The sequence below is a fragment of the Siminovitchia sediminis genome (genome assembly GCF_042680885.1).
In the GTDB taxonomy this organism is placed as follows: domain Bacteria; phylum Bacillota; class Bacilli; order Bacillales; family Bacillaceae_C; genus Siminovitchia; species Siminovitchia sediminis.
On sequence record NZ_JBHUEO010000049.1, the window covers coordinates 1 to 23,413 of the forward strand.

Annotated in this window: 20 protein-coding genes and 1 pseudogene; 7 read left to right on the plus strand and 14 right to left on the minus strand. The window is 41.9% G+C overall.

Features of this window, described 5'->3' with window-relative positions; genetic code table 11:
* Positions 1–449: 449 nt before the first annotated feature.
* Both ACFSCZ_RS14420 and ACFSCZ_RS14425 read left to right on the plus strand, forming a co-directional pair.
* A complete protein-coding gene (locus tag ACFSCZ_RS14420; protein ID WP_380774788.1) occupies positions 450–1,019 on the plus strand; it encodes a transposase in 570 nt (189 codons plus the stop codon).
* 184 nt (positions 1,020–1,203) lie between these two features.
* Entirely contained in the window at positions 1,204–2,154 is a 951-nt protein-coding gene (locus ACFSCZ_RS14425; RefSeq protein WP_380774789.1) for a hydroxyacid dehydrogenase, read from the plus strand.
* A gap of 387 nt (positions 2,155–2,541) precedes the next feature.
* On the opposite strand, the gene ACFSCZ_RS14430 is transcribed toward ACFSCZ_RS14425, so the two are convergent.
* The 5 genes from ACFSCZ_RS14430 to cuyA form a co-directional block, all read right to left on the minus strand.
* Positions 2,542–3,819, minus strand: coding sequence for a TRAP transporter large permease (locus ACFSCZ_RS14430; protein WP_380774790.1), 1,278 nt, complete (start codon positions 3,817–3,819; stop codon positions 2,542–2,544).
* Positions 3,820–4,308 carry a TRAP transporter small permease gene (locus tag ACFSCZ_RS14435; protein WP_380774792.1) on the minus strand — a complete coding sequence of 163 codons (489 nt, stop codon included), beginning with the start codon at positions 4,306–4,308 and terminating at the stop codon, positions 3,820–3,822. It lies immediately after the preceding gene.
* A gap of 188 nt (positions 4,309–4,496) precedes the next feature.
* On the minus strand, positions 4,497–5,507 hold the full coding sequence (locus ACFSCZ_RS14440) for a TRAP transporter substrate-binding protein (protein ID WP_380774793.1): 1,011 nt from the start codon (positions 5,505–5,507) through the stop codon (positions 4,497–4,499).
* Between the two features lie 22 nt (positions 5,508–5,529).
* Complete coding sequence (locus ACFSCZ_RS14445) at positions 5,530–7,020, minus strand: gamma-glutamyltransferase family protein (RefSeq protein ID WP_380774794.1); 1,491 nt, start codon at positions 7,018–7,020, stop codon at positions 5,530–5,532.
* A complete protein-coding gene (gene cuyA / locus ACFSCZ_RS14450; protein ID WP_380774795.1) occupies positions 7,002–8,030 on the minus strand; it encodes a D-cysteate sulfo-lyase in 1,029 nt (342 codons plus the stop codon). Before cuyA ends, ACFSCZ_RS14445 begins: the two co-directional genes overlap by 19 nt.
* A 474-nt stretch (positions 8,031–8,504) precedes the next feature.
* On the opposite strand from cuyA, the gene ACFSCZ_RS14455 reads away from it, so the two are divergent.
* The 5 genes from ACFSCZ_RS14455 to ACFSCZ_RS14475 all read left to right on the plus strand — a co-directional run bounded on the left by ACFSCZ_RS14455 (position 8,505) and on the right by ACFSCZ_RS14475 (position 14,213).
* Positions 8,505–9,374, plus strand: a complete 870-nt coding sequence (locus ACFSCZ_RS14455) for a fumarylacetoacetate hydrolase family protein (RefSeq protein ID WP_380774796.1) — start codon at positions 8,505–8,507, stop codon at positions 9,372–9,374.
* Between the two features lie 340 nt (positions 9,375–9,714).
* Positions 9,715–10,635 carry a VOC family protein gene (locus ACFSCZ_RS14460; RefSeq protein WP_380774797.1) on the plus strand — a complete coding sequence of 307 codons (921 nt, stop codon included), beginning with the start codon at positions 9,715–9,717 and terminating at the stop codon, positions 10,633–10,635.
* A gap of 90 nt (positions 10,636–10,725) precedes the next feature.
* On the plus strand, positions 10,726–11,634 hold the full coding sequence (locus tag ACFSCZ_RS14465) for an alpha/beta hydrolase (RefSeq protein WP_380774798.1): 909 nt from the start codon (positions 10,726–10,728) through the stop codon (positions 11,632–11,634).
* Between the two features lie 59 nt (positions 11,635–11,693).
* Positions 11,694–12,728 carry a TRAP transporter substrate-binding protein gene (locus tag ACFSCZ_RS14470; RefSeq protein WP_380774810.1) on the plus strand — a complete coding sequence of 345 codons (1,035 nt, stop codon included), beginning with the start codon at positions 11,694–11,696 and terminating at the stop codon, positions 12,726–12,728.
* 159 nt (positions 12,729–12,887) lie between these two features.
* Positions 12,888–14,213 carry an amidase gene (locus ACFSCZ_RS14475; protein WP_380774799.1) on the plus strand — a complete coding sequence of 442 codons (1,326 nt, stop codon included), beginning with the start codon at positions 12,888–12,890 and terminating at the stop codon, positions 14,211–14,213.
* A gap of 45 nt (positions 14,214–14,258) precedes the next feature.
* Here the strand turns inward: ACFSCZ_RS14475 and ACFSCZ_RS14480 are convergent, their stop codons facing one another.
* The 9 genes and pseudogenes from ACFSCZ_RS14480 to ACFSCZ_RS14520 all read right to left on the minus strand — a co-directional run bounded on the left by ACFSCZ_RS14480 (position 14,259) and on the right by ACFSCZ_RS14520 (position 23,314).
* Positions 14,259–14,885, minus strand: coding sequence for a Crp/Fnr family transcriptional regulator (locus ACFSCZ_RS14480; protein WP_380774801.1), 627 nt, complete (start codon positions 14,883–14,885; stop codon positions 14,259–14,261).
* Between the two features lie 27 nt (positions 14,886–14,912).
* On the minus strand, positions 14,913–15,515 hold the full coding sequence (locus ACFSCZ_RS14485) for a Crp/Fnr family transcriptional regulator (RefSeq protein WP_380774803.1): 603 nt from the start codon (positions 15,513–15,515) through the stop codon (positions 14,913–14,915).
* A gap of 427 nt (positions 15,516–15,942) precedes the next feature.
* Positions 15,943–16,611: a cysteine hydrolase family protein gene (locus ACFSCZ_RS14490; protein WP_380774805.1), complete on the minus strand. Its 669-nt coding sequence runs from the start codon at positions 16,609–16,611 to the stop codon at positions 15,943–15,945.
* A 35-nt stretch (positions 16,612–16,646) separates the two neighbouring features.
* The gene (locus tag ACFSCZ_RS14495; protein WP_380774807.1) at positions 16,647–17,945 is read right to left on the minus strand and encodes a TRAP transporter large permease; all 1,299 of its coding nucleotides are present in this window, start codon (positions 17,943–17,945) and stop codon (positions 16,647–16,649) included.
* A gap of 383 nt (positions 17,946–18,328) precedes the next feature.
* Positions 18,329–18,901 carry a TRAP transporter small permease gene (locus tag ACFSCZ_RS14500; protein ID WP_380774808.1) on the minus strand — a complete coding sequence of 191 codons (573 nt, stop codon included), beginning with the start codon at positions 18,899–18,901 and terminating at the stop codon, positions 18,329–18,331.
* Positions 18,876–19,919 carry a TRAP transporter substrate-binding protein gene (locus tag ACFSCZ_RS14505; RefSeq protein WP_380774809.1) on the minus strand — a complete coding sequence of 348 codons (1,044 nt, stop codon included), beginning with the start codon at positions 19,917–19,919 and terminating at the stop codon, positions 18,876–18,878. Before ACFSCZ_RS14505 ends, ACFSCZ_RS14500 begins: the two co-directional genes overlap by 26 nt.
* Positions 19,920–19,958: 39 nt before the next feature.
* Complete coding sequence (locus tag ACFSCZ_RS14510) at positions 19,959–21,599, minus strand: amidohydrolase (RefSeq protein WP_380774811.1); 1,641 nt, start codon at positions 21,597–21,599, stop codon at positions 19,959–19,961.
* Positions 21,600–21,979: 380 nt separating this feature from the next.
* A pseudogene (locus ACFSCZ_RS14515) lies at positions 21,980–23,001 on the minus strand (amidohydrolase).
* 52 nt (positions 23,002–23,053) lie between these two features.
* Entirely contained in the window at positions 23,054–23,314 is a 261-nt protein-coding gene (locus ACFSCZ_RS14520) for an amidohydrolase family protein (RefSeq protein WP_380774813.1), read from the minus strand.
* Between the last annotated feature and the right edge of the window lie 99 nt (positions 23,315–23,413).

Consider the following 23,413-nt stretch of genomic DNA (forward strand, 5'->3'; position numbering starts at 1 on the left):
GCATGCGTTCCTCAACACGGACAAAAACAAAGTCAATGGTGGCGCACATACTGAAACCAATTAAACAATGTGTATTCTTGTCGTATTTTGATTATGTCCATTTTTAGGGGGCTTGACCACAGGCACACCCCGAATAACAGGCACGCCCCGATAAAAGAAGGATTATTGCTGATTTATGTAGAATGTGTTAAGTGTCCAGCTGAAGTTTTCCACAATTAGCAGTTGGCCCCGCTTTTTTTCTTGTTGCTCTCTTGCGAAGTGCTGTTTCCCCATCTCCAATTTTTTCATTGGATTCTAGTTAAGGAGGTTTTGTATTTGGAATTTAGCTTCTTAGGGTCTGCATGTCGGTCCCACGTAACACTTTTACTGCAAACGTTTGTCATGCCCCGCTTTATAATGAATCCAAGCCCGAAGCGGCACATACGATTCTTTCAGGCAGGTGAGTTTTGATGCCTCGGCGAAAAAGGATCTGGATGCCTGATCATTTTTACCATATTGTCTGCCGCGGTAACCGTCGGGATCCCCTTTTTATCTCTACTGATGATTTCCAAGCTTTTTTTCATATTCTTCACCAACTTCATGAAGAAATCCCCTTCGAACTAGCTTCTTACTGCTTAATGACTAATCATTTCCATCTCCAAATGCGTTCATCAGATGTTTCAATTTCCAAAGTCATGTCGTTGATCAACAAAAGGTATGCCAATTATTACAACACAAAGTATTGTTTGAGCGGCCATGTTTTTGAAAAAAGGTTTTATGACAGCCTTATCGTGGATCTGGTGGGTATGCTTAAGGTCAGTCGCTATATTCACCTCAATCCGGTGGAAGCAAAAATAGTAAAACATCCGGAGGATTATCCCTGGAGCAGCTACATCTTCTATTATGATCAGAAAAGAGTTCGCCCGGAATATTTGAATATGGGGCATGTGCTGGAACTTTATGAGGGCAGCGAAGAGGAGAAAAACAGGCAGTACTGTGAGAATATATGGGAAGACGATAGACGTCTTATTGAAAAGTAGGCTTACTAAAATGGGGAACAGGGATATTCCTTTACGAAAAAGGATTTTTCAAGGTTTTTATTTAGCTGACTATTAAAAATTGTGTGAATAACGCATTGACCGTTAAAAACCCGTATTTTATACTTAGTATACATACCTTTAACAACCGTGCGAGATTCACAATTGTTGTGGAGAGGAGTTCAAAATGAAAGTCCTGATCACTGAACTAATGTGGAATGATGGAATAGAAGAATTAAAAAAACAAGGGATTGAAGTCGATTATCATGAAGAGTTATACAAAGATAGGGAAAAGTTACTTGAAATTGTAAAATACTATGATGCGATGATCGTTCGTAACCAAACAAAAGTGGATCAAGAGCTGTTGAAGGCAGCCAGTCATGTAAAGGTCATCGGGCGTCTCGGTGTAGGAATGGATAACATTGATATTCCTCAACTGAAGAATAAAAATATAAAATTGGTATATGCGCGCAATGCCAATGCTACCTCTGTTGCTGAGTATGTCCTTTCAGCTATGTTAACGGCGAGCAGGCCGCTTTATTTGGCCAACGTGGATACGAAAAAAGGAAATTGGAACAGAAAGCTGTTTACAGGCAGTGAACTATCAGGAAAAACACTGGGATTAATCGGACTGGGAGAGATTGCTCACCGTGTAGCTAAACGGGCCGCTTCTTTTGGGATGAAAGTTATTGGGTATGATCCTTTTGTGATTGATTATGATCTTATCGTCTCGGACACAGGTGTGGAATTGGAACGTTCCTTAAACGAATTGTTGTCCCGCTCTGATTTTGTATCTTTACATGTCCCCCTGACACCGGATACAAAACATCTGATCTCCGATGATGAACTCCAGATGATGAAACCGGCCGCGTATCTCATTAATACATCGAGAGGCGGAATTATCAGTGAGAATGCACTTTTGAAAGCTCTGAATAACCAAACCATCGCTGGAGCCTTTTTGGATGTGCTTGAAGTTGAACCAATCTCTCAGGATCACCCTTTCCTGTTATGCGATAACGCGTTTATTACGCCGCATATATCCGGTTTGACCGATGAATCACAAAGGAGAACCTCTGTTTTAGTGGCGAGAGAAGTTGCCAAAATATTAAAAGGGAAGCCATCCTTAATGGTTTTGTAATTTCTCACTATAACAGCGGGAATTTCGTAAATATACAGCTTACCTCTAAAGTGAAGATACCGAAATGTAAAATCCCTGCAGTACCTCTATAGGAAAGGTCAATAATATCTAAGACCTTTATAGAAACCAGGATATTTAGATGTACATCTAAATGTCCTTTTTGCTTCAAAAAGAATAACGACATTATGTCAGCCACACTTTAAAAAGCCTAATACCCTGAAGAGTTGACACTCAATCATAATAAAGCTCAGGCAACTTGGAGAAACTCGGATAATACGCAGAAAGATCATGCTGAAAATGGGTGTATATACTGCGGCATTGTTTACAAAAGCAAAAGCTGACTGATAATATTTTACTTCTTCAGCCAGCTGTCAGGTCAATTATTTTTTACTTAAGCAAGAACAGGCTAATCTCGGGAATAAACGTGATAAACATTAATGCAACGATGGAAATGAGCAGGAAGGGTACGACCGCTATACTTAATCTTTCCAAGCTTATTTTGGCTATGCCGCTGCCGACAAATAGATTGACTCCCACGGGCGGTGTCAAGAATCCTAATGATAAGTTCACAATGAGCATAATTCCAAAGTGGACAGGATCCATTCCAATATGGGTGACAACCGGAAGGAGCAGTGGTCCTAAAATAAGAATGCTCGCCAAGGCATCCATGAAAGTCCCAATAATTAATAAGAATACATTGATCAAGAGTAATAGTATAATAGGATTTTCCGTTAGCCCCGTAAGTAAATTGACCATCTGATCCGGAACGTTGTATACGGTCAAAATATCACCTAACGCTGTAGCAGTGGCTACAACGATAAAAATAGAAGCAGACGTAAGAACGGTCCCTTTTAAAACATCATAAAGTTTTGTAAAGGTTAATTCCCGATGAATAAATCCTTCTATGATTAGCGCATAAACAGTTGCTATGACAGCAGCTTCAGTTGGGGTCGTTATGCCCCCATAAATACCACCTAACACAATAATCGGAACCAGTAAGGCAAATTTGGCATGATAAACAGCCTGCATCAGTTCTTTAAAGCTGCTTCGTTTATCTTTCCCGCTGTATCCTTTTCTTTTTGAAATAACATAGCTGACGATCATGAGGCAAAGGGCAATGACAAGTCCTGGTATAATGCCGGCTATAAACAAGTCTCCGACTGAAACACCAGTTGCTACGCCATAAATGATTAAAGGAACACTTGGAGGGATGAGTACGCCAAGACAGCCTGCTGCTGTACATACGGCGGTCGCGAATGGTTTACCGTATTTTTCCTTAACCATAGAAGGAATCATGATTCCTCCAACAGCTGCAACTGTTGCTGGTGAAGATCCGCTTAATGCTCCGTAAAATAAACTGGTTAAGACCGATACTTGTGCCATCCCGCCTGTTACATGTCCAACCAATGCCCTTGATACTTCTAAAAGTCTTGTAGCCATCGATCCTTTTTGCATAATTTCACCCGCCATGATAAAAAACGGTACGGCCAGCAACGGAAAAAGATCCAGAGAACCGATCAGTTTTTGAATTAAAAATGTTCCACCGAGGGAGCTATCGAAAAACATGGCGGCCATAATACTTAATCCGATGGCAAATCCAATGGGAACGCCCAGTATAAGGAATAGGAATATTCCGGCAAAAATAAGTATAATGATAGGATCCACTTATGCTTTTACCTCCTTATCGGCTGCACTTTTCATTGTCCTTTTTGTTTTCTGTAACAATCTAATGGCCGTCAAACCTAAGCCAGCCGGAAGCGCTAAATAAACCCAATACATTTGCAGGCCGAGAGCAGGGCTCTTTTGGCCGGTTTGAAGCAAAAACTGAAACATTTGAATTCCATAAAAAACGACTGCTGCACAAAAAACAAATGAAAGTACATCTGCTAAAAGGGTGATATATTTTCTCAGAGAAGGGTTGAGCCAGTTACGAAAAGCAGTGATGGCTAAATGACGATCTTCTTGGACGGCATAACTTGACCCAATATATACAATCCAAATAAATAAGAAGCGGGCCAGTTCTTCACCCCAACTTAATGAATTACTTAATACGTATCTGCTAAATACTTGGATGACAATTACGGCTGTCATCAGTACTAGTAAAAAGCTGGATAAATACACTTCACATTTTCGAAGAGTTCTGAATTTGTCCAACGGAGCATCATCCTTTCTTATGGATGCCAGAGCGGTCAGGCAAAGCCCAACCGCTTTTTTTTGTTCAGTATTAAACTATGGTCAGGATAGCAGTACAGCATTATTCGCTCTATATATGTGCGAAGTGAAAAGAACCCAATGTTTCTTCACCGCGTGCCAAATGAGGTGTTTTACCGCCACGATGGGTTCTATTGAGCTGCTTCGATAAATTCTTCTAATAGGTCTTCACCGATTTTATCTTTGTATTCCTCAATTACACCCGATGTCGCTTCCATCAAGCGTTCTCTTTCCTTTTCTTCCATAATGTGGACTTCCACGCCTTTTTCCTCAAGCTCCTTGATAATTCGATCTTCATTTTCACGAATCAACTTGCGTTGTAAAACCTTCATTTCATCGAAGGATTCTTGGATAATGGTCTTATGTTCCTCTGATAAGCCATTAAAAAAATCTTTGTTGATCATGACAAGATGCGGGCTGTAGACACTTTTTACAATGGTGAGGTAATCCTGGACTTCGTGAAAATTATTGTGATAAGCCAGGTTTAAATCGATCTCAATTCCATCAACGGTTCCTTGCTGGAGGGCTGTATACACTTCACCCCAGGCAACGGGCGTTGGGTTCGCACCCACTGCTTTTAGCGTCGCAATTTGTGCTTCACTGGACGTGGATCTGATCTTTAACCCTTTTAGATCTTCCATTGTTTTGATCGGATGCTTATCGTTAAAGTAATTCCGGAATCCCAGTTCGATATAACCCAAACCAAGTATTCCGCTATCTTCCAGGGAATTTTTTAATTTCTCACCAATGGGGCCATCCGTTAATTGATCACTGCTTGGGTAATCTGATACGAGAAATGGCATATCAAATACTAAAAAGCCATCTGTAAAAGGCTGAACATTTGCCGTAGAATCAGATCCCATTTGTAAATGTCCGAGCTGCAGCCCTTCCACTACTTCTCTTGCATCTCCATATTTACTGCTGTCATAGATTTCTACTTTTATTTCTCCATTACTTCTGTCCTCTACCATTTCCTTAAATTTAATGAATCCTTCACCCATTGGGTGGGTGGGGACATTTGGATGAGCTAGTTTGATAGTTACCCCGGAAGTTTTCGTACCTGAGCTTGAAGAGCCGCACCCGCCTATCATGAGTACTGCAACAGATAAAAAAATGGCAAAGAAAAGTGTTTTTTTATTCATGGTCTAATTCCCCTTTTTATCGTTAGTAATATCCACCTTCAAATCGAGGATCAACAGCACTTTCAAAGAGGTATCCGTTTTCGGTTTTTGTTACTTTGATTCCTGTGGCCGGGCCATAATAATCACTCCTTTTTAAGGGTTTTACTCGATAACCGATGGTTTCCAGTTCCATGCGAGCATAGGCAGGGATGTCATCTTCGATATAAAGGCAGTCTCCTTCAAAGTGAAACCGTGTTTGGGAAAGTGCCTCTTTTATTGAAACCTGAAAGTCTATTAGATCAATCAAAGAGGTAGTAACCAGCGTAATAATTTTGGTCGCCCCCGGTGTCCCGATTGTCAGGAAAGGATTGTCCTCGTGTAAAACAATTGTGGGTGTAAGGTTCGTAAGGGCTTCATGCCCTTTTGAACGAAAGAGTACCATGCCATTGTTCATTACAATTCCGGTTCCTGGAATGGTAATACCTGAGCCAAACCATAGTGGACCATGTGTTAATGTGAGAGCCACCAAATTTCCTTTTGAATCAGCAGTGGATACGTGGGTGGTATGGCCTTGCTGATCTGTGGGTTTACTATGAATTGGGCCGCTCTCAAGTAAAGGATTCATTGTGTTCTCTTTCAATAAGTGAAGTACGGACTTTTTATCCCCCCTGACTTGGCGACGATCTTTCCATGCCCGTCCCATCGCTTTGGCTACAGTGTGGATCATGGGGGAGGAACGGTTAGGAGGCAGCTCTGCATCTTTTAGCAGCATTAGCGTTTGCATCATCGTAAATGAACCGGAATAATCGGGCGGGCCAAAAATGTCGTATCCTTTGTAATGAATGTTAATGGGTTCTTTCAAGGCAGGACGGTAACTTGTAAGGTCTTCCATACTCAAGTAGCCGCCATTATTTTGTATATCATCAACGATTGTTTGACCGATTTGTCCTTCGTAAAAAATATGAGGGCCATGCAAGGAAATGGCTTCCAGGGTATTTGCTAAGTCTGGACGTGTAAGGCGGTCGCCTTTTTTTAAAGGCTTTTGATTCTGATCAAAAAATTCATGAACGGTATGCGGGAAATTCTTGATGTGTGGTTCACGCAACATTTCTTCTAATGTTTGATTGATGGTAATACCTTCTTTAGCAAGTTTGATGGAGGGGCTGATAAGATTTTTCCAATCAACAGAGCCAAAGTGTTTGTGCATCATATGAAGCCCGCTCACGACTCCAGGAACCGAGATGGCTTTGTAGCCGGTTTTTCTTTGAGCGGGAGGCTCTAAATTTCCGGCCGCGGCCATCAAAGGCAGCTTTGTATTAAAGTCAACGACCTGAACCTTTTTTTCTTCAGCTAAATAGATAACAGCCATTCCGCCATATCCGCCGATGCCGCTGTTTCCGGGATCTACAACCCCCAAGGCAAAAGCTGTTGCAATGGCCGCATCAATGGCATTCCCATGATGATCGGTAAGCATAGTTTTACCTGCTTTCGCTGCAAGAGGATGTGCCGCACTGACTAATCCTTGTTCTGGCAATGGTTATTCCCCCTTTCAGTAAAAAGAGAGGTGTTGGCATAAAGTGCCGGGGAACCTCCTGTATGTAAAAACAAGATGTTGTCACTCTTCTTAAACATTCCTTTTTGTACTAAGTCTATGAGTCCGGCCATAGTCTTTCCTGTATAAACGGGGTCCAGTAAAATACCTTCGGTTTTCGCCAATAGGGAAACAGCTTGCCTCATTTCATCCGTTGGAAGGGAGTATCCTTGTCCAATGTAATCATCTTCCACATGAACAGAGTCTGGGGAAATAAAGCTTTTGAGTTTTAAGTGTTCTGCAGTTTTGTTTGCCAAGTTGTAGACGATTTTCTCCTGATCAGTCTTTGAGCGGCCGGTACTGACTCCAATTACTGGAATGTGGTGGCTGTTGCTGTGCATTCCTACTAATAGTCCTGCGTGGGTTCCAGCGCTGCCGCTTGCGCACACGATGCAGTCAAAAGTAAGAGATTTTTCATAAATCTGTGCAGTGATTTCATGAGCGCAAGCTGTATAGCCGGCAGCTCCAATTTCGTTCGAGCCTCCGCCTGGAATAATGTACGGCCTTTTTCCCCTTTTACGCACTTCATTTGCCACCTTTTCCATCTCATGTAACATATCTGATTTACCGGGTACCACAGTAATGGAATCTGCTCCTAGCAAATGAAAAAGAAAGATGTTTCCGTTTGCTTCCGGGTGATAACTATCCTTTACTCGCTCTTCTAAAACAAGATGACAGGAGAGCTGCTCTTTTTTTGCGGCAGATAGAGTTAACCTGCAATGATTGGACTGAACAGCCCCGCAAGTGATAAGTGTATCTGCCCCTTCGGCCAAAGCATCAGCTACCAAAAACTCTAACTTTCTTGTTTTGTTGCCCCCTCCGGTAAGACCCAGAAGGTCATCCCTTTTCATAAAAATTTGAGGGCCTTCTAACTGCTGTGTAAGGTTTTTTAAAAATTCGATAGGGGTTGCTCCATGGATGTAACGTCTACGGGGCAGCTTGTGTAAAATCATTTTTTTACCTCCACGATAGAAATGATGGATAACTATGAGAGCATGTGTCCATCTGCCTCGTTCCTTATGTACATTTATATAGAAGGGATAAAGGAATTATTCTTTATAAAGTGGAAGTGAGGAATCGTGCATCAGACAACTCGGACAGTATTCAAAATAACTTGGCCAGTAATTTTCATTCGGGGACAGTATTAATGTAACGTGGCCCGTATCTTTATTTTTTTGCCAGTATTTAATTTAAGTCAGACAGTGTGGGCCAGTTTTGGACAATGTTTACCAATGATTGGACGATATCTATTTGCCAGTTAGATTAAAAAAAATTCTCCGATTCAAGTAATCCGGGAACGCATAAGCACCCACTAATCCCCCCAAACTGTAAAATCGTTAACAATGAAAGTCGGGTTTGATGGTAGAATTTTTTTCAAAGGTGACAGATGTCCCGATTCACCAACATAGATGAAGGAGTGTGCATAAATGAAGTTTCTTAGTTTCCGTTATCAGAATACTGACAGTTTTGGGATTGTTACGGAGGAAGGGGTGATTGATTTAAAGAAAAGGTTTGAAAACAAATACAGTGATTTAAAGTCGTTCCTGGAAGACAACCGCGCGGAGGATGTACAGATCAACACAGACAGCGTTGACCATCAGCTGGATGAGATCACTTTTTTACCAGTCATCCCGAACCCGTCGAAGATTATCTGTATCGGCTTGAATTATCACGCACATGTCGAGGAGGTCGGCGCTAAAGAATCCGGCTATCCGATTGTGTTTTTTAGAGTAGCGGATTCCCAGGTGGGTCACCAGGGAGATATGCTGCTGCCTGAGGAATCTGCGGATTTCGATTACGAGGGAGAGATAGCTGTAGTCATCGGGAAAAAGGGAAGACGCATAAAGGAAGAAGACGCGTATGAACATATCGCGGGATATTCTTGCTACAATGACGGGTCGATCCGTGACTGGCAGCTGCGTACGCCTCAATGGGGACCGGGCAAAAACTTCGACCAAACGGGTGCTTTCGGTCCGTGGATGGTCTCCCGCGGTGAAATTAAGGATGGAGAAGTACTTTCGCTCGAAACCAGAGTAAACGGCGAAGTGAGACAGCGAACAACGACCGATTTGCTCATATTTTCTATCCCGAAATTAATTTCCTTCATTTCGTCGTTTACGACACTCAATCCCGGAGACGTCATCGTCACGGGTACGCCGGGTGGAGTCGCCTTGAAACGTGAGCCGCAAGCCTACTTAAAAGAAGGGGACGTTGTGGAAATTGAAGTGAGCAAGATCGGTACGCTTATCAATAAAGTCAAAGCCGATGTTGTATCTCCCAGACCGGTAAGGTCATGATGGTCAAAGGGTCCTTCAACAACTGCAGGAAGAATTTAATGGACGGATCTGAAAGGCAAGGTCCCCGCGAACATACTGACCATAGGGATTTTTAAAAAGTTGCGAAGGAAAAGTCCAGAGGCTTTTAAATACCAAAGGGAACATTACAAGTTAAAAGGAGCAAGGTATGTGTGCAGGATCAAAGATGCAAGAAATGTCTGCAGGATCAAAGATCCGAGGAGGTTTTCACTAACTGAGTTTTTAAGGATTTTTTTAAGGTGCAAGAAGGATACATTGCAATCTCCGCCCCTGACTCACGGGCAAAGATTTTTTCAAAGTAAAAACTGGAAGGAGCGTACATATGATCAAACCCAGTAAGCTTGGCTATGCGGATTTGGCTGTAAGAGATATGGATGCGATGGAACATTATTATACCGAGATCATGGGGCTGACGCTGATGGACAAGGATGAAGAGGGCAGAAGGTATTTCAGTACGGGTCTTGACCATCACAATATCATTTTAACGCCTGCCGATGAAAGTAATCTGGTGGGCATGGGCCTGCAAATGGGTCCGGACGTTTCTCTTCGTGATTTGAAAAAGATGATCGAGCAAGAAGGAATTGAGGTTCAGCTCAAATCTGATGCACAGCCAGGCATCCCCGAAATGCTTGAAATGAAAGACCCGGACGGCTTCTTGGTTCACCTGTACAATGAAATCGACATGCCGGCACCGAGGTTTAAGGAAAATGGCATTGTTCCGAATAAGTTGGGGCATTTGGCCTTAGGTGCGATGGATGCGGTGAAGACGGCTGAATTTTATGGGCAAGTGCTGAAGTTTCGCTATACAGACCGGATTGGAGACCGGGCCAATTTTATGACCTGTAACCGGGATCATCACGTACTGAATGTTTCCAACCTTGGAAAGCACATCGGCCGGCCGAACCTGTATCATATTGCTTTTGAATTGAGGGACGCCAGCCATCAGTATGCCAGTCTTGATCTTTTATCCAAAAATGATATCCAAATTCTGTGGGGACCGACCCGGCATACAGCAGGGCATAATATTGCCGCGTATCACCACGACCCGGACGGAAACCTCGTGGAGCTGTTTATCGATATGGACCAGTTGATTCCTGAGCTGGATTACTTTGATCCGCGCCCTTGGCATGAAGATTTCCCCATGAAAGCCAGGCATTGGGATGATAATGCCGCTTGGGGGACAAGGTTTGAGGAGACGCTGTTCCAGCATTCCTTGAAAAAGTTTCAAGGGATCTCCAACTAAATGGACTGCATGTGGGACCCGGGAGAGGTATGGATTGATTGAAAAACATCTGCCGGGTCTCAATTTTTATTAGTAAAAAAGGGTGAGGATATGTCTGAGGAAAACATTGCCATTGAGAGAAATTTGGTATATAAGGATACTGGTTTTGAAAAGCTGACTGCTGATGTATACCGTCCTATCAAAGGAGATCAGCTTCCTGCTGTCATTTTAGTTCATGGCGGAGCATACCAGTCAGGTTCAAAGGACATGTACAGAGAGTGGGGACCTATTCTGGCAAAATACGGATTTGTCACCGTAAGCATAAACTACCGGTTAACGACTGCAGAAAATGCAAGTTGGCCCGGGGTACAAGAAGATATAAAAAGTGCTGTAGACTGGCTCGTTGACAAAGCAAATAAGTGGGGGATTGATCCGATGCGGCTGGGGGTGATTGGTGATTCTGCGGGCGCGCATTTGGGAAGCCTGCTTGCTTTTGAAACCGCATCCAAAGCAAGTTTTAAAATTCAAGCGTTTGTAGGCATTTATGGAATATATGACCTGACAGTTAAGGTAACAGAAAGACAAGAAATGATGTTTCGAAGACTGATAGGAAAATCTCTGCAGGAAGCACCGGAAGAGTACAAAAAGGCTTCCCCAATTGATCATGTCGGGAAAGCAGCAGCCATGCCCACGTTTGTTGCAGAATTTTTGCTTGTATGGGGAGATGCAGACAGGGTGGCTTCCCCTCAACAATCCGAAAATTTCGCTCAGCGGTTAAAGGAAGCAGGCATTTCTGTGGAAACCATCATTTTGCCAGGACAAGGCCACTTTTGGTTTAACCTGACTCCTGGATTGGAGGGAGGCAGCCTTGCTGACTTTCCAAATAAGGAAATCGCTCCTCGAATTGTCCGCTTTTTGCGGGGGAAATTGTGTAAACCAAAAATAAGTGATATTTCAGAAGCTCACATACAGAGGCTAACCCACTTGCAGCGGTCAGAAAAAGTAGGGCTTAAAAGGTAGAAATTTCATCAAATGAACTTCGGAATATTATAACTATATTAAGAGGAGGAAATCATGTGATGGCTTTTAAGAAAATGGGAGTTGGATTATTAGTGTTCGTTTTACTTATGATAGCAGGATGTTCTAATTCAAACGAATCTTCGTCGGCGGAATCCGCAGGATCTGACTCTAAAGAAACAGTGAATATCGACTTTTCTCTTTTTCCTTCGGAGAATGATATGTTCTCTGTTTATTTTAGAGATTGGGCAAAGCAAATTGAAGAAGAAACGGATGGACGTGTGACCATTACTCCTTATTATTCAGGGCAGCTCTCTTCCCTTTTTGAAACCTTAGATTCCGTCAGAAACGGAACAGTGGATGGAGGACTTCTTTCCGCGGGTGCCATTTCGGGTGATATCGCTTCTATGGGTCTATTAGAAGTATTTGGTGTATTCCAAAATGGTGAAGATTTTAGAGGGTTCTATGATGAGTCTGGAGAGTTTTTACATCAGATCTTCCAGGACAACGGAGTTCAACTTTCGATGTGGACAACAGGAGGTAATCAATTTCTATTTTTAGATCAAGATGAATTTTTAAAAAGCCCAGACCAGTTTGATGGTTTAAAATTCCGTACGGCAGGCAAATGGCAGGCTGAGCAAGTAGAAGAACTAGGGGCAACTCCTTTAACATTGGATCCCGGCGAGCTGTATCTGGCATTGCAAAATAGAACAGTAGATACAACGGCCCAAACTGTCAATTTAACAGAGGCTTTTAAACTATATGAAGTAGCTCCTAAACTTTCGCTGGCAAAGCTGGCATTAAATGCAAACTTTTTCGTTTTCAATCCAGACGTTTGGAGCAAAATTTCAGAGGAAGATCAAGAGACAATACAGAACATTTCTAAAGAAATGGGTATGAACAGTTATGAGTTTTTCATTGAAAAGGAAAATGAAATCTTGGAAAACATTCAAAATAACGGTGCTGAATTATACACTTTAACGGATGAGGAGCATGCTGTGTTATTGGATAAGTTTCAAGCTGTTATTCCGGAAATTGCAGAAAGTGTGGGTGATGAAGGAAAGGAATTGCATGAGATTCTAAAAAAATACCAGTAAACAAATCGCAGCGGATAACGCAAAAAAGGGCGGCCTATTAAACTTTTCATAATGATTTTGATAAGCTGATATAAAGAGGTAAAACCGCAAAAAAATGGCTGTTATTTTGTGCGGCTGGTAACCCACCGCCGTACCATATTGACTTTTTGGGGGGGTTATATGGGTCTATTGCAACTATCTAAGTCTTTGGAAGACAGGGAAATTTCCCCTGTGGAATTGGTCGAACAGTCATTGGCAAAAATCCGGCGGGAAAATCCGTCCTGCAATGCGTTTATCACCGTTTGTGAGGAGCAAGCCCTTGCGGATGCCGCAGCTGCTGAGAAGGAAATAAAAAACGGGTCGGTAAAAAGCCCGCTGCATGGGGTTCCGGTTGCTGTAAAAGATGTGATTTTTACAAAAGGCATTCGGACAACGATGGGATCAAAACTCTATAAAGATTTCGTTCCTGATCAGGATGCGGCTGTCATAAAAAAGCTCAGGGATGCCGGCGCGATCATTATAGGAAAAACGCATACTCATGAATTTGCCTATGGTCCCATTGGCGATCGGTCATTTTTCGGTCCCGCGCGGAATCCATATAATCCTGAAAAAATTACCGGAGGGTCGAGCAGCGGGTCAGCTGCAGCCATTGCAGCGGATATGGTTTCTGTTGCACTGGGCACCGATACCGGTGGTTCTGTAAGAATTCCTGCTTCTGCCTGCGGGGTCGTCGGGATGAAACCAACTTATGGGCTTGTCAGTACGGATGGAGTATATCACACGGCGTATACTTTGGATCATGTCGGTCCCATGACGAAAACGGTCCGGGATAATGCTGTACTGTTGCATCTGTTCACCGGAAATAAATATTTGGACCTCTTGGAGGAAGATATTTCAGGAAAGGTGATCGGCCTTCCATCGTTTTTCTTCAAAAATATTGATTCTGAAGTAGCTGATGCCATTAATCAAGTGATTATAATTTATGAGTCACTGGGAGCTTCTGTGGTGGAGGTGGATGTGAAGGGGATAGAAGAAATTGCTAAGTTTCAAAAAATAACCATTCAAGCGGAAGCTTATGCGACACATCGGGATAACCTCTCAAAACACAGCTTAGACTATGATAGAGAAGTGTACGAGCGATTGGCGTCCGGACAAAATATGCCGGCTGACGAGTATATCGTGGCACAACAACAAAAGGAAGCTTTAATAACACATTTTAATCAGGTTTTTGAGAAAGCAGATGTTTTGTTGACACCTACCATTCCGATGCTTCCCACCGATATCGGACAGAGGGAAGTGAACATCGGGAATAAGACTGAGCCGGTCAGGCAAGCTTTATTGAGGCTCACTTCGCCTATAAACTATACGGGGAATCCGGCATTGTCCGTTCCTTGCGGGTTTTCAAGAGGAGGCCTTCCGATCGGGTTTCAATTGCTCGGGATCCATGGGAAAGAAGCACTTCTTTATCAGATTGGCCATGCCTATGAGCGGATAGGGAAGAAATAACGGGTTTTGATCGTGGATAACAGGCTGCCCGGACTCGGGCAGCTATTATGATGACAGTTTTTCTTTGAGTGCGCAAGGGTTGATAATGTGAATGTTTCTTTGTTGTATGAAAAGAATTTTTTGGGATTCCCATTCTTTTAGCACGTTATGAACGGTCATCCGCGTCACGCCTGCAAAACGCGATAAATCTTGTTTTGTTAATTGAATGTCGGTACTGTTGCTGGCATCCATGATATGTATAAGTGACAAGGCGATTTTATAATGAGCATTAGCGCCGGTGGCATGAATCTTATTTAGGTGTAGTTGTTCTTTTAAAAAGAGTGATTGAGCCAGTAATGTGACGATGTTGGGATCCTTTTGTGTGATCCTCATATAGTCTTTCTTGGTAAAGTAATATAATACACTGTCTTCCTGGGCAATCGCCGAGGTGGGGGATGGCATATCATCCAGGAGAGAAAACTCACCGATGGTCTGTTCGGGGTTAGCTATATCGATGATTCTTTCCGTTTGATCAGTTCTGGATGAAGTAATTTTAACAAGGCCTGCATAAATATAGTAAAATCCGGTTCCTGCATCTCCTTGTTGAAAGATCACCGATTTTTTTTTATAAAAAACTCTTCTTCCGTATTGCAGATATTTATCCCAAGGTATAAGCTGTTTTTTGGTATCCATATTCTCCTATGATCACCTCTTTAAATACTATAAAAGTGCTCCCATTCCTTTTACATCTAAAATCTCAATTCTTTTGTTTTTTTGGGAAATCAATCCCTTATTTGACCATTTCTTAACAATTTTATATACAGTAATACGGGAGGTTCCGATATATTTAGCCAAAGAGGCTAATGAAATGGGAAACGGAAGACCATCGTATTGATAATATAGTTGTAATAGAAAGTGGGCCATTTGCGTTTCGTGAGGTTTGTCAGTGAGGGCCACGATATCCGCCAGAGACCGAATCTTCCAGCTCAGGGATCTCATAAAAATTTCCTGTGCTTTCGGATGTTTTACGCAGATCCATTTAAAAGCTTCGATAGAGAAATAATATAGGACAGTATCAGTTTCGCATACGGCCGTTGTTGAGTGAGGCTCCCCAGTCACACCTATTTCTCCAAGTAAATAGCCATCCAGCAAATAGTTAACAATTCGTTCTTTTCCTTCCTCTGAGAGAACATGTATACTGACCATACCCTCCTCTATATAATAAAGTCCAATTCCATCTTGCCCTTGGTTATATACGGTTGACCCCTCGGATAAGATTAATTTATGTCCAAAGCTAAGATAATGTTTCCAGTCATATCTCATGTTCTATCCCTCTTTCCAAGTAAATGCTTAAACTCATTAGAGGTACTGCTAGAACAAGATTATAGGAAAAAATCCCTTTAAAGTAAAGAGAAAGTTTATAATAGTTAGAATTATTTAGACTGTTTTATAGTCCTACCTAAAAATTCTCGCCTGCTGAAAGTAGTAGTTAATTTTAAACGTTTGTGGACTACATACACATACTCCAGAGTATAAAAGTTTACGAGTCATATTAAAATGTTTTGAACCAAAAGGCTGCTAAAAATGCACAGGCAAAAATAAAGAGGGGATCAACAACTAAATAAAAATGGATATACTGTCAAAATGCCTATTTAATTATTCAATAAATGCCTAATCAGGCGAAAGATACCCTCCGCCTGATGATTACTGTATAGCCAAAGCCTTAAATTGTACGGGAAACTGTGACCGATCAATTATTTACTGGCTGTTCTGCTTCCAACTCCAAATTAATCGATTCACCCTTTATAAGTTTCAACAGGGTATCTTGTGGAATTACAGCTCCAAATGTTTTACGAATTAACCTCAGGCTAGCTTCGTGATCAAAAAGATCCAGTCCGGCAACAGCATCTTCTGCAACGATTACATCATAATCCCTTTGATAGGCATCTCTGACGCTCGTTTCTACACAGTGTGTCGTAGCTACACCACAGATGATCAGCGTTTTGATTCCTTTCATTCTCAGCAAAGTATCCAGCCTAGTGTCCAAAAATGCGCTAAAGCGATGTTTTTTAATTAATTCCGCAGGGCCTGAAGCCAAATCTTTTAATTCATCTACCACTTCGGCTTCCCAAGTGTCTTTCAGTCCTGGAGGGCCTGCGGTCCAACGATGTGTATGTGGTTTGATGCGATGGGTTTTACGTGTGATATCATCTGGATAATGATTTTGTATGGTCCATATATCCAGGATACCTGCCTCTCTACAGGTCTCAACTAATTTTTTTACATATGGGATGGTATTGCGCATCATGGTTGCGTTGTACCCGTTTCTTCCGATGCTTCCTTGAGGGTGGCACCAGCTGTTTTGCATATCAATCACTAAAATAGCGGTCTCATTTGGTATAAGGTTATATTCAGTCATTACATAACTCTCCTTGTATTAATATTATTCGCCGCCTAACTCATTAGCGAAGGAAGGTATAGAGCGATCTTTGGAAATATGCCAATGATGATTAAGCTTGCAAGCAGTGGAACGACAAACCATAGAGAGCCTACGACTACGTCTGACATTTTTACATTTGGAATAACCGACTTTAAAACAAATAAATTAAATCCAACCGGAGGCGTAATTGCTCCGATTTCCATGTTAATAGTCACCAGAATTCCAAACCATATAGGATCGAAACCCAATCCAACGACGGTAGGGAAGAAGATTGGAACAACAATGACCAGAATACTCATCGGATCCAGGAACATACCCAAAATCAGTATTAGGACGTTAATGATAACGATAATTGCCCATCCGGGCACCTCTAACCCTAAAATAAATTCAGCCATTCCTTGAGGTATTCTCAGTCTCGTTAAAACAAATGAAGTAAACATTCCTCCGATGACAAGTAAAAAGAACATTCCGGTTGTTTTAACCGTATTTGAAAGAACGGTCGATAGATTTTTTAATCCCAGCTGCCTCATGGTGAAGACAATGACCAATGCTCCTACTACCCCAAATGCAGCGGATTCCGTCGGCGTTGTCATCCCGATATAAATCGAGCCAATGACTAAAAAAGCTAATATTAAGATTGGGGTTACGTGAATGAGACCGGTTACCCTTTCTTTCATCCTGACTTTTTCCTGAACGGCGGGTGCCAATGAAGGATTTTTTAACACTATTACAAAAATTGTAAAACAAAGCAGTATGGCAGTCATGATACCTGGAATAATTCCCGCAATAAATAGGTCCCCAATAGATGTCTCTGTGATAACACCATATAAAATTAACGCTATACTGGGGGGAATAAGAATTCCCAAAGTTCCGCCAGCTGCCGTTGCACCTAGTGCGAGCCTCTCACTGTAACCGATTTTTGACATTTCAGGAATTGCCACTTTTCCGATTGTCGCTGCCGTTACAGGACTGGACCCGCATATTGCTGCAAATCCTGAACAACTAATTACAGCAGCCATGCCAAGTGCGCCCGGTAAACGTCCCAGCCACATTTGAACGACTGTAAATAATCTTGTTCCGATAGAGGAGGAAGAGATAATCTCACTCATCAAGACAAATAATGGAGCGACGATTAATACAAAGCTGCTGGATTGGGTAAAAGCAATTTGGGATAACTGATCTATCATAGCAGGCGAAATGAGCAGCGCACCCCCGACAATCCCGACAATCCCCAGTGAAACAGCAACAGGGACACCTGCTATTAATAAAAGGAGCAGTGACACAATAAACGCTCCAAACATTAAAAAGTCCAATATGATCACTCCAGTGTTGACAAGCATTTTTTAAGTTTGTATTCGAGAAGTGAAGTATTACTATCAAATCATGCAACATTGACGTAAAATTTATCCGCTGCTTTTTTAATAAAAGAATTCATAACTATCCAAGAAAACTTACGTTCAAAAGAAGCTGCTCTTTGTCAAGCTCCGCCGGATAAGGAGGTCCTAGTGAACCGAAGCCACAGGATGTGGCGTTTTGAGGCTGTCAGCGCTTAGCCCCGTCAGGATCAAGCCGCTTCCCCCCCTGTTCGCTTACGAACTGCCTCTCGGGAAGCGGCTTGTTTGGCCGCGCTGACCAAGACGCTTGCGTTTTTCCTCTGCCAGCATTCCTGGCCCCACACTCTTGGATGACTGTAAGTTTATTCTTCGTGTATTTTCTCCGCCGGAAAAAATATACTTTTAATGGTTAAGCTTAATGCGGTCAGTGTAAATTGAAGTGCTCCAATTGGGCCGGCCACATAGACGTATTTCACAGGTACAGGAGTCTGGACTGGGAACATTCTGTTGTCTTTAAAAGCGTCTAATGTAACTATAGAGAGTTTCCAACAGAGTATCACTCCAAATACGGAGACTAACAGGAAAATGGCGATGTTCATCCACCTCTGTTTATTTTCTGAGATCACTTCTTTAAGGAAATCAACAGTGACGTGCTGGCCGCTTTCCAATGCAGGGGCTAATGATAAAAACACTACGTAAACCAATATAAATCTAGAAATATCTAAAGCCCACGAGGTAGGGTCGTTTAAAAAATATCGTCGAATTACATCCTGAAATAGTAGGATGGCAATGACTAAAATGAGGGCCCCCGATACTCTTGTAAACATCTTATTAATGAATTTTGTGAAATTCATATAATGTTTAAAAAACGTCCAATCCTTGCCTTCCTGTTCGGTATTGGGCAACTCCTTACTTAGATTCTTCGATGCTATCATATAGTTTCATTCCCTTTTCTCCCATGCTTTCAGCGATGTCTGGGAAGATGGATGTGAGCTCCTTCATTAATTTTGCTTTTTCTTCTTCTGTCATTTCATGGACCTCTGCACCTTCATCTACCATCGTTTGCAAATCATTTTCCTGTTGTTCTTCTAAAGTTCTCCAGCTGCTTAACGCCACTTCTTTGGATATGTTCATGATTGTCTCTTGATCTTGTTCAGATATTTCATTCCAAACATCCGGATTAATGACATACATTACAGCGTTGGCTGTGACGTCTCTCAATGCTAGTTTTGGAGCGACTTCATATAGTTTAAAGGCTTTCGCCAAGCTCACTGTCTGCATAGTAGAATCAACTGTTTTATTTTGTAAAGCAAGATACAATTCCCCTGGATCCATCGTAACTGGCACCGCTCCAGCAGCTTCCATTTGCGCCGCTTGCCATTTTCCTGCCGTACGAATTTTAATTCCTTTATATTGTTTAGGATCCGTGAGAAATTCGTCCGGACTCATTGTGAGTACCTCTGTACTTCCTAAAGTCCAAAAAGTCATGTGAACACCATGTTCTTCGAAGATGTCGTTCATTGTATCTAACGTATTGTTATAAAAGTTTTTAAAATGTTCTTCACCGTCAAATACTCCCTCTGGCTCCAAAATACTGACATCCGTTACTTGTCCTGTGATGGCCCCTGCAGAAAGAAGTCCTCCGCCAACGGTTCCATTTTTAACCGAATCCAGTGTATCAAATAAGGATGTAAGCTGGCCGGAATAGTAAGGTGTGAATGTAATTCGGCCTTCCGTTTCTTCCTCAACTCTTTCTGCCCATTCTCTAAAAACTACGGAAAAAGCATCGTTTTCTGAAGAGAAGAGAGAAAAGTCAATGTTGACGGAATTCCCGCCCGAATCACCGCTTGAAGCATCCGGCTTGTCACTACTTCCACTACTTCCACTGCTGCCGCACGCTGCTAGTACAAATAATAAGGACATGAGTAAAAAACCAATGCTATATTTTTTCAAATTTTTCGTCCCCCTTTTTAAATGCGTGTTGTAGATCTTTTATACTTGCCCCGCTGGAACCAGTGAATCATTTTTTAGAAAGACAATATTTCCATTGACCATGGTTAATTCAGAATGAAGATCTTTTATTTTCTCTTCCGATACAGTTAATATATCGTCGGATAAAACGGCAAGATCCGCAAATTTTCCGGGTTCAATCGACCCTACATTTTCTTCATTAAACTGGTTATATGCGCTTCCGATGGTCCATAGCTTAATGGCTTCTTCTCTTGTTATTGCTTCATGTATTCCTAATACAGATCCATCTACAATTTCTCTGGTAACCATCCAGGAGATGGAGATAAAGGGATTCCATGGAACAACTGGGGAGTCAGTTCCACCGCCGAGCGGGATACCTAGATCAATCATGGAACGGATCGGGGCGGCGTTTGAACCTCGTTCCTGCCCCCAATAATGAACCATATTCTTGCCTAGCAGATAGGAAAGGTTTTGGACAGTAGCGGAACATCCGATTTCTTTCATTTTTTGTAATTCCTCGGCTCTAACACTCAGCACATGCATAGCTGTCCAGCGATAGGAGTCAATTGGATGCTCTTTCGAAACCTCTTCATAAAGGTCTACGATCTGTTCTGTTGCTGCATCTCCAGCGACATGTATTTGCATCTGCCAGCCTTCTTGAGCTGTAAGATTTAGCATTTCTCTTAGTTCATTTTGACGTTCTTGGGGGTAATAAGGAACGCCGTGAAAAGTTGGATCTTCCTGCTGGCCTTTGACAATTTGGTAAGGCTCTTTCATCCACGCACCTTCCACTCCGCCGTCAGCAAAGGTTTTAACCCCCGTAATACGGAAGAAATTATCTCCTTCTAAAGGGCGATAAGTGGAAAATACTTCTTTTGTTTCCTCTAAGGAGTTTACAAAATGTAATGCACTTATTCGCGCAGTAGGGTTTCTTTTCTTGGCTATTTCCTTATATATATTAATTTGGTTCTGGGTTACAAGGGGGTCAGTCATCCCTGTCACGCCATAACTGTTTTGCTCTGCCATGAAGGATAAAATGTTTTTTGCCATTTCGTCTTCGGACAGTTTTGGAATGAGGACGTCTACAAGTTTAATTGCATCTTCAATCAACACACCTATAGCTTTGCCAGTATCTTTATCACGGACAATAATTCCGTGATCAGGATTAGGAGTATGATCGGTAATTCCTGCTTTTTCCAACGCTTTGGAGTTACACATCATGACATGTCCTCCGCGTTTAATCACTACAGGATGATTAGGGGATACTTGATCAATGTCCCAGCGGGTGAGCATTCTTCCTTCTTTCAACTGCTTTTCGTGCCAAGGCCCACCAACCATAACAGTTTCACCTAACGGAGTGGCTTGTACTCTTTCAGAAATTAGTTGGAGGACATCTTGTATTTCCTTAGTTCCTTCTAAATTTACCCAGCCGATTTGTGAAGCACACATTTCTACATGTATATGAGAATCAATAAAACCTGGTATTACAGTTTTCCCCATTAAATCAATCCACTCAGTATTTTCACCTCCAAACGCGTCCACTTCATGGTTTGTCCCTACAGCGATAAACTTACCGTCCTTGATGGCAACCGATTCCTTTACATCAAAATTGTTGTTAACCGTAATAATCTTGCCGTTAAATAAAATCAGATCTGCAGACATGCTCAACTGATTACACTCGCTTTCTCTTTCATTGGGAGTTTTTCGAAAATTAACCAAGGGCTTTTTTATGTGAATTCGGACTAATGTATTTTTAAAGTTAAAAAATATTAAATTCCTTTAAATAAATTAGTTAACGTGCAACAGACTCATATATTCTCCTTAAGTCAATTATAAATATACTGGGTGTGGTCAGTACCTTAGAAAGAATTGTTTTACCAAAGCGTTGTTTTTCGAGAGCTTCGCCGGGTGCCTGACACCGTAATTATTTTTAAATATTTTTTCCATCTTTTAAATGCGTGTTGGTAAACCTTTTATAATTGACCTGCAGGAACCAGTGAATCATTTTTTAGATAGACAATTTTCCATTAACTATGGTTAATTCAGAATAAAGATCTTTTATTTTCTCTTCTGGTAGTTAGGATATCGTCCGATAGAACGACAAGCTCCGTAAATTTACCGGGTTCAATCGAACCTAACTTGTCTTCATAAAACTGGCTGTAGGCGCTTCCAATTGTCCAAAGTGTAAGAGCTTCTTCCCTTGATATGCCCTCATGTATGCTAATACAGACAGATCCATCTACAATTTCTCTGGTAACCATCCACGAGATCAGCATGAAAGGGTTCATGGTGTAACAGGGGTGTCCGTGCCGCCACCTAGCGGTATGTCTAAATCAATCATGGAGCGAATCGGGGCAGCATTTGAACCTCGTTCCTGGCCCCAATAATGATCCATATCCTTGCCTAGCAGATAGGAAAGGTTTTGGACAGTAGCGGAACATCCGATTTCTTTCATTTTTTGTAATTCCTCGGCTCTAACACTCAGCACATGCATAGCTGTCCAGCGATAGGAGTCAATTGGATGCTCTTTCGAAACCTCTTCATAAAGGTCTACGATCTGTTCTGTTGCTGCATCTCCAGCGACATGAGTCTGGATTTTCCAACCTTCTTGGGTGGTGAATTTTGGCACTTCCCTTAACTCGTTTTCACGTTCTTTAGGGTAAAATTGTACACCACGGAAAGTTGGATCCTCTTGTTGGCCCTTCACAATTTGGTAAGGCTCTTTCATCTAGGCACCTTCCACTCCGCCGTCTGCCAACGTTTTTAACCCTGTAATTTGGAAGAAGTCGCCTCCTTCCAAAGGTTGATAGGCAGAAAAAACCTTCTTTACATCCTCTAGAGAGTTAACAAAATGCAAGCCACTGATTCGCGCATCTGGACTTCCATGTTTAACCACCTTCTTAAAAAGGTTAATTGTCTTTGGTGTAACGAGTGCATCGGTCATCCCTGTGACACCGTAACTGTTTTGCTCGGCCAAGAAGGATTGAATGTTATTTGCCATTTCTTCTTCGGATAGTTTTGGAATAAGATCGTCAACGAGTTTAATTGCATCTTCAATCAACACACCTATAGATTTGCCAGTATCTTTTTCACGGACAATAATTCCATGATCTAGATCAGGAGTATAATCGCCCTGCTTTTTCCAACGCTTTAGAGTTACACATCATGACATGTTCTCCGCGTTTTATCACTACAGGATAATTAGGGGATACTTGATCAATGTCCCAGCGGGGGAGCATTCTTCCTTCTTTCAACTGCTTTTCGTGCCAAGGGACACCAACCATAACAGTTACACCTAACGGAGTGGCTTGTACTCTTTCAGAAATTAGTTGGAGGACATCTTGTATGTCCTCAGGCTGTCGAGAAACCCTCGACAGCCTTTTTAATTATTTATAATATTTGTTCTTTCACCGTTTTAATTTGTTAAAATAAAAATAACAAAATATGGCGGTGATAAAGTTGCTCCATACAAAATC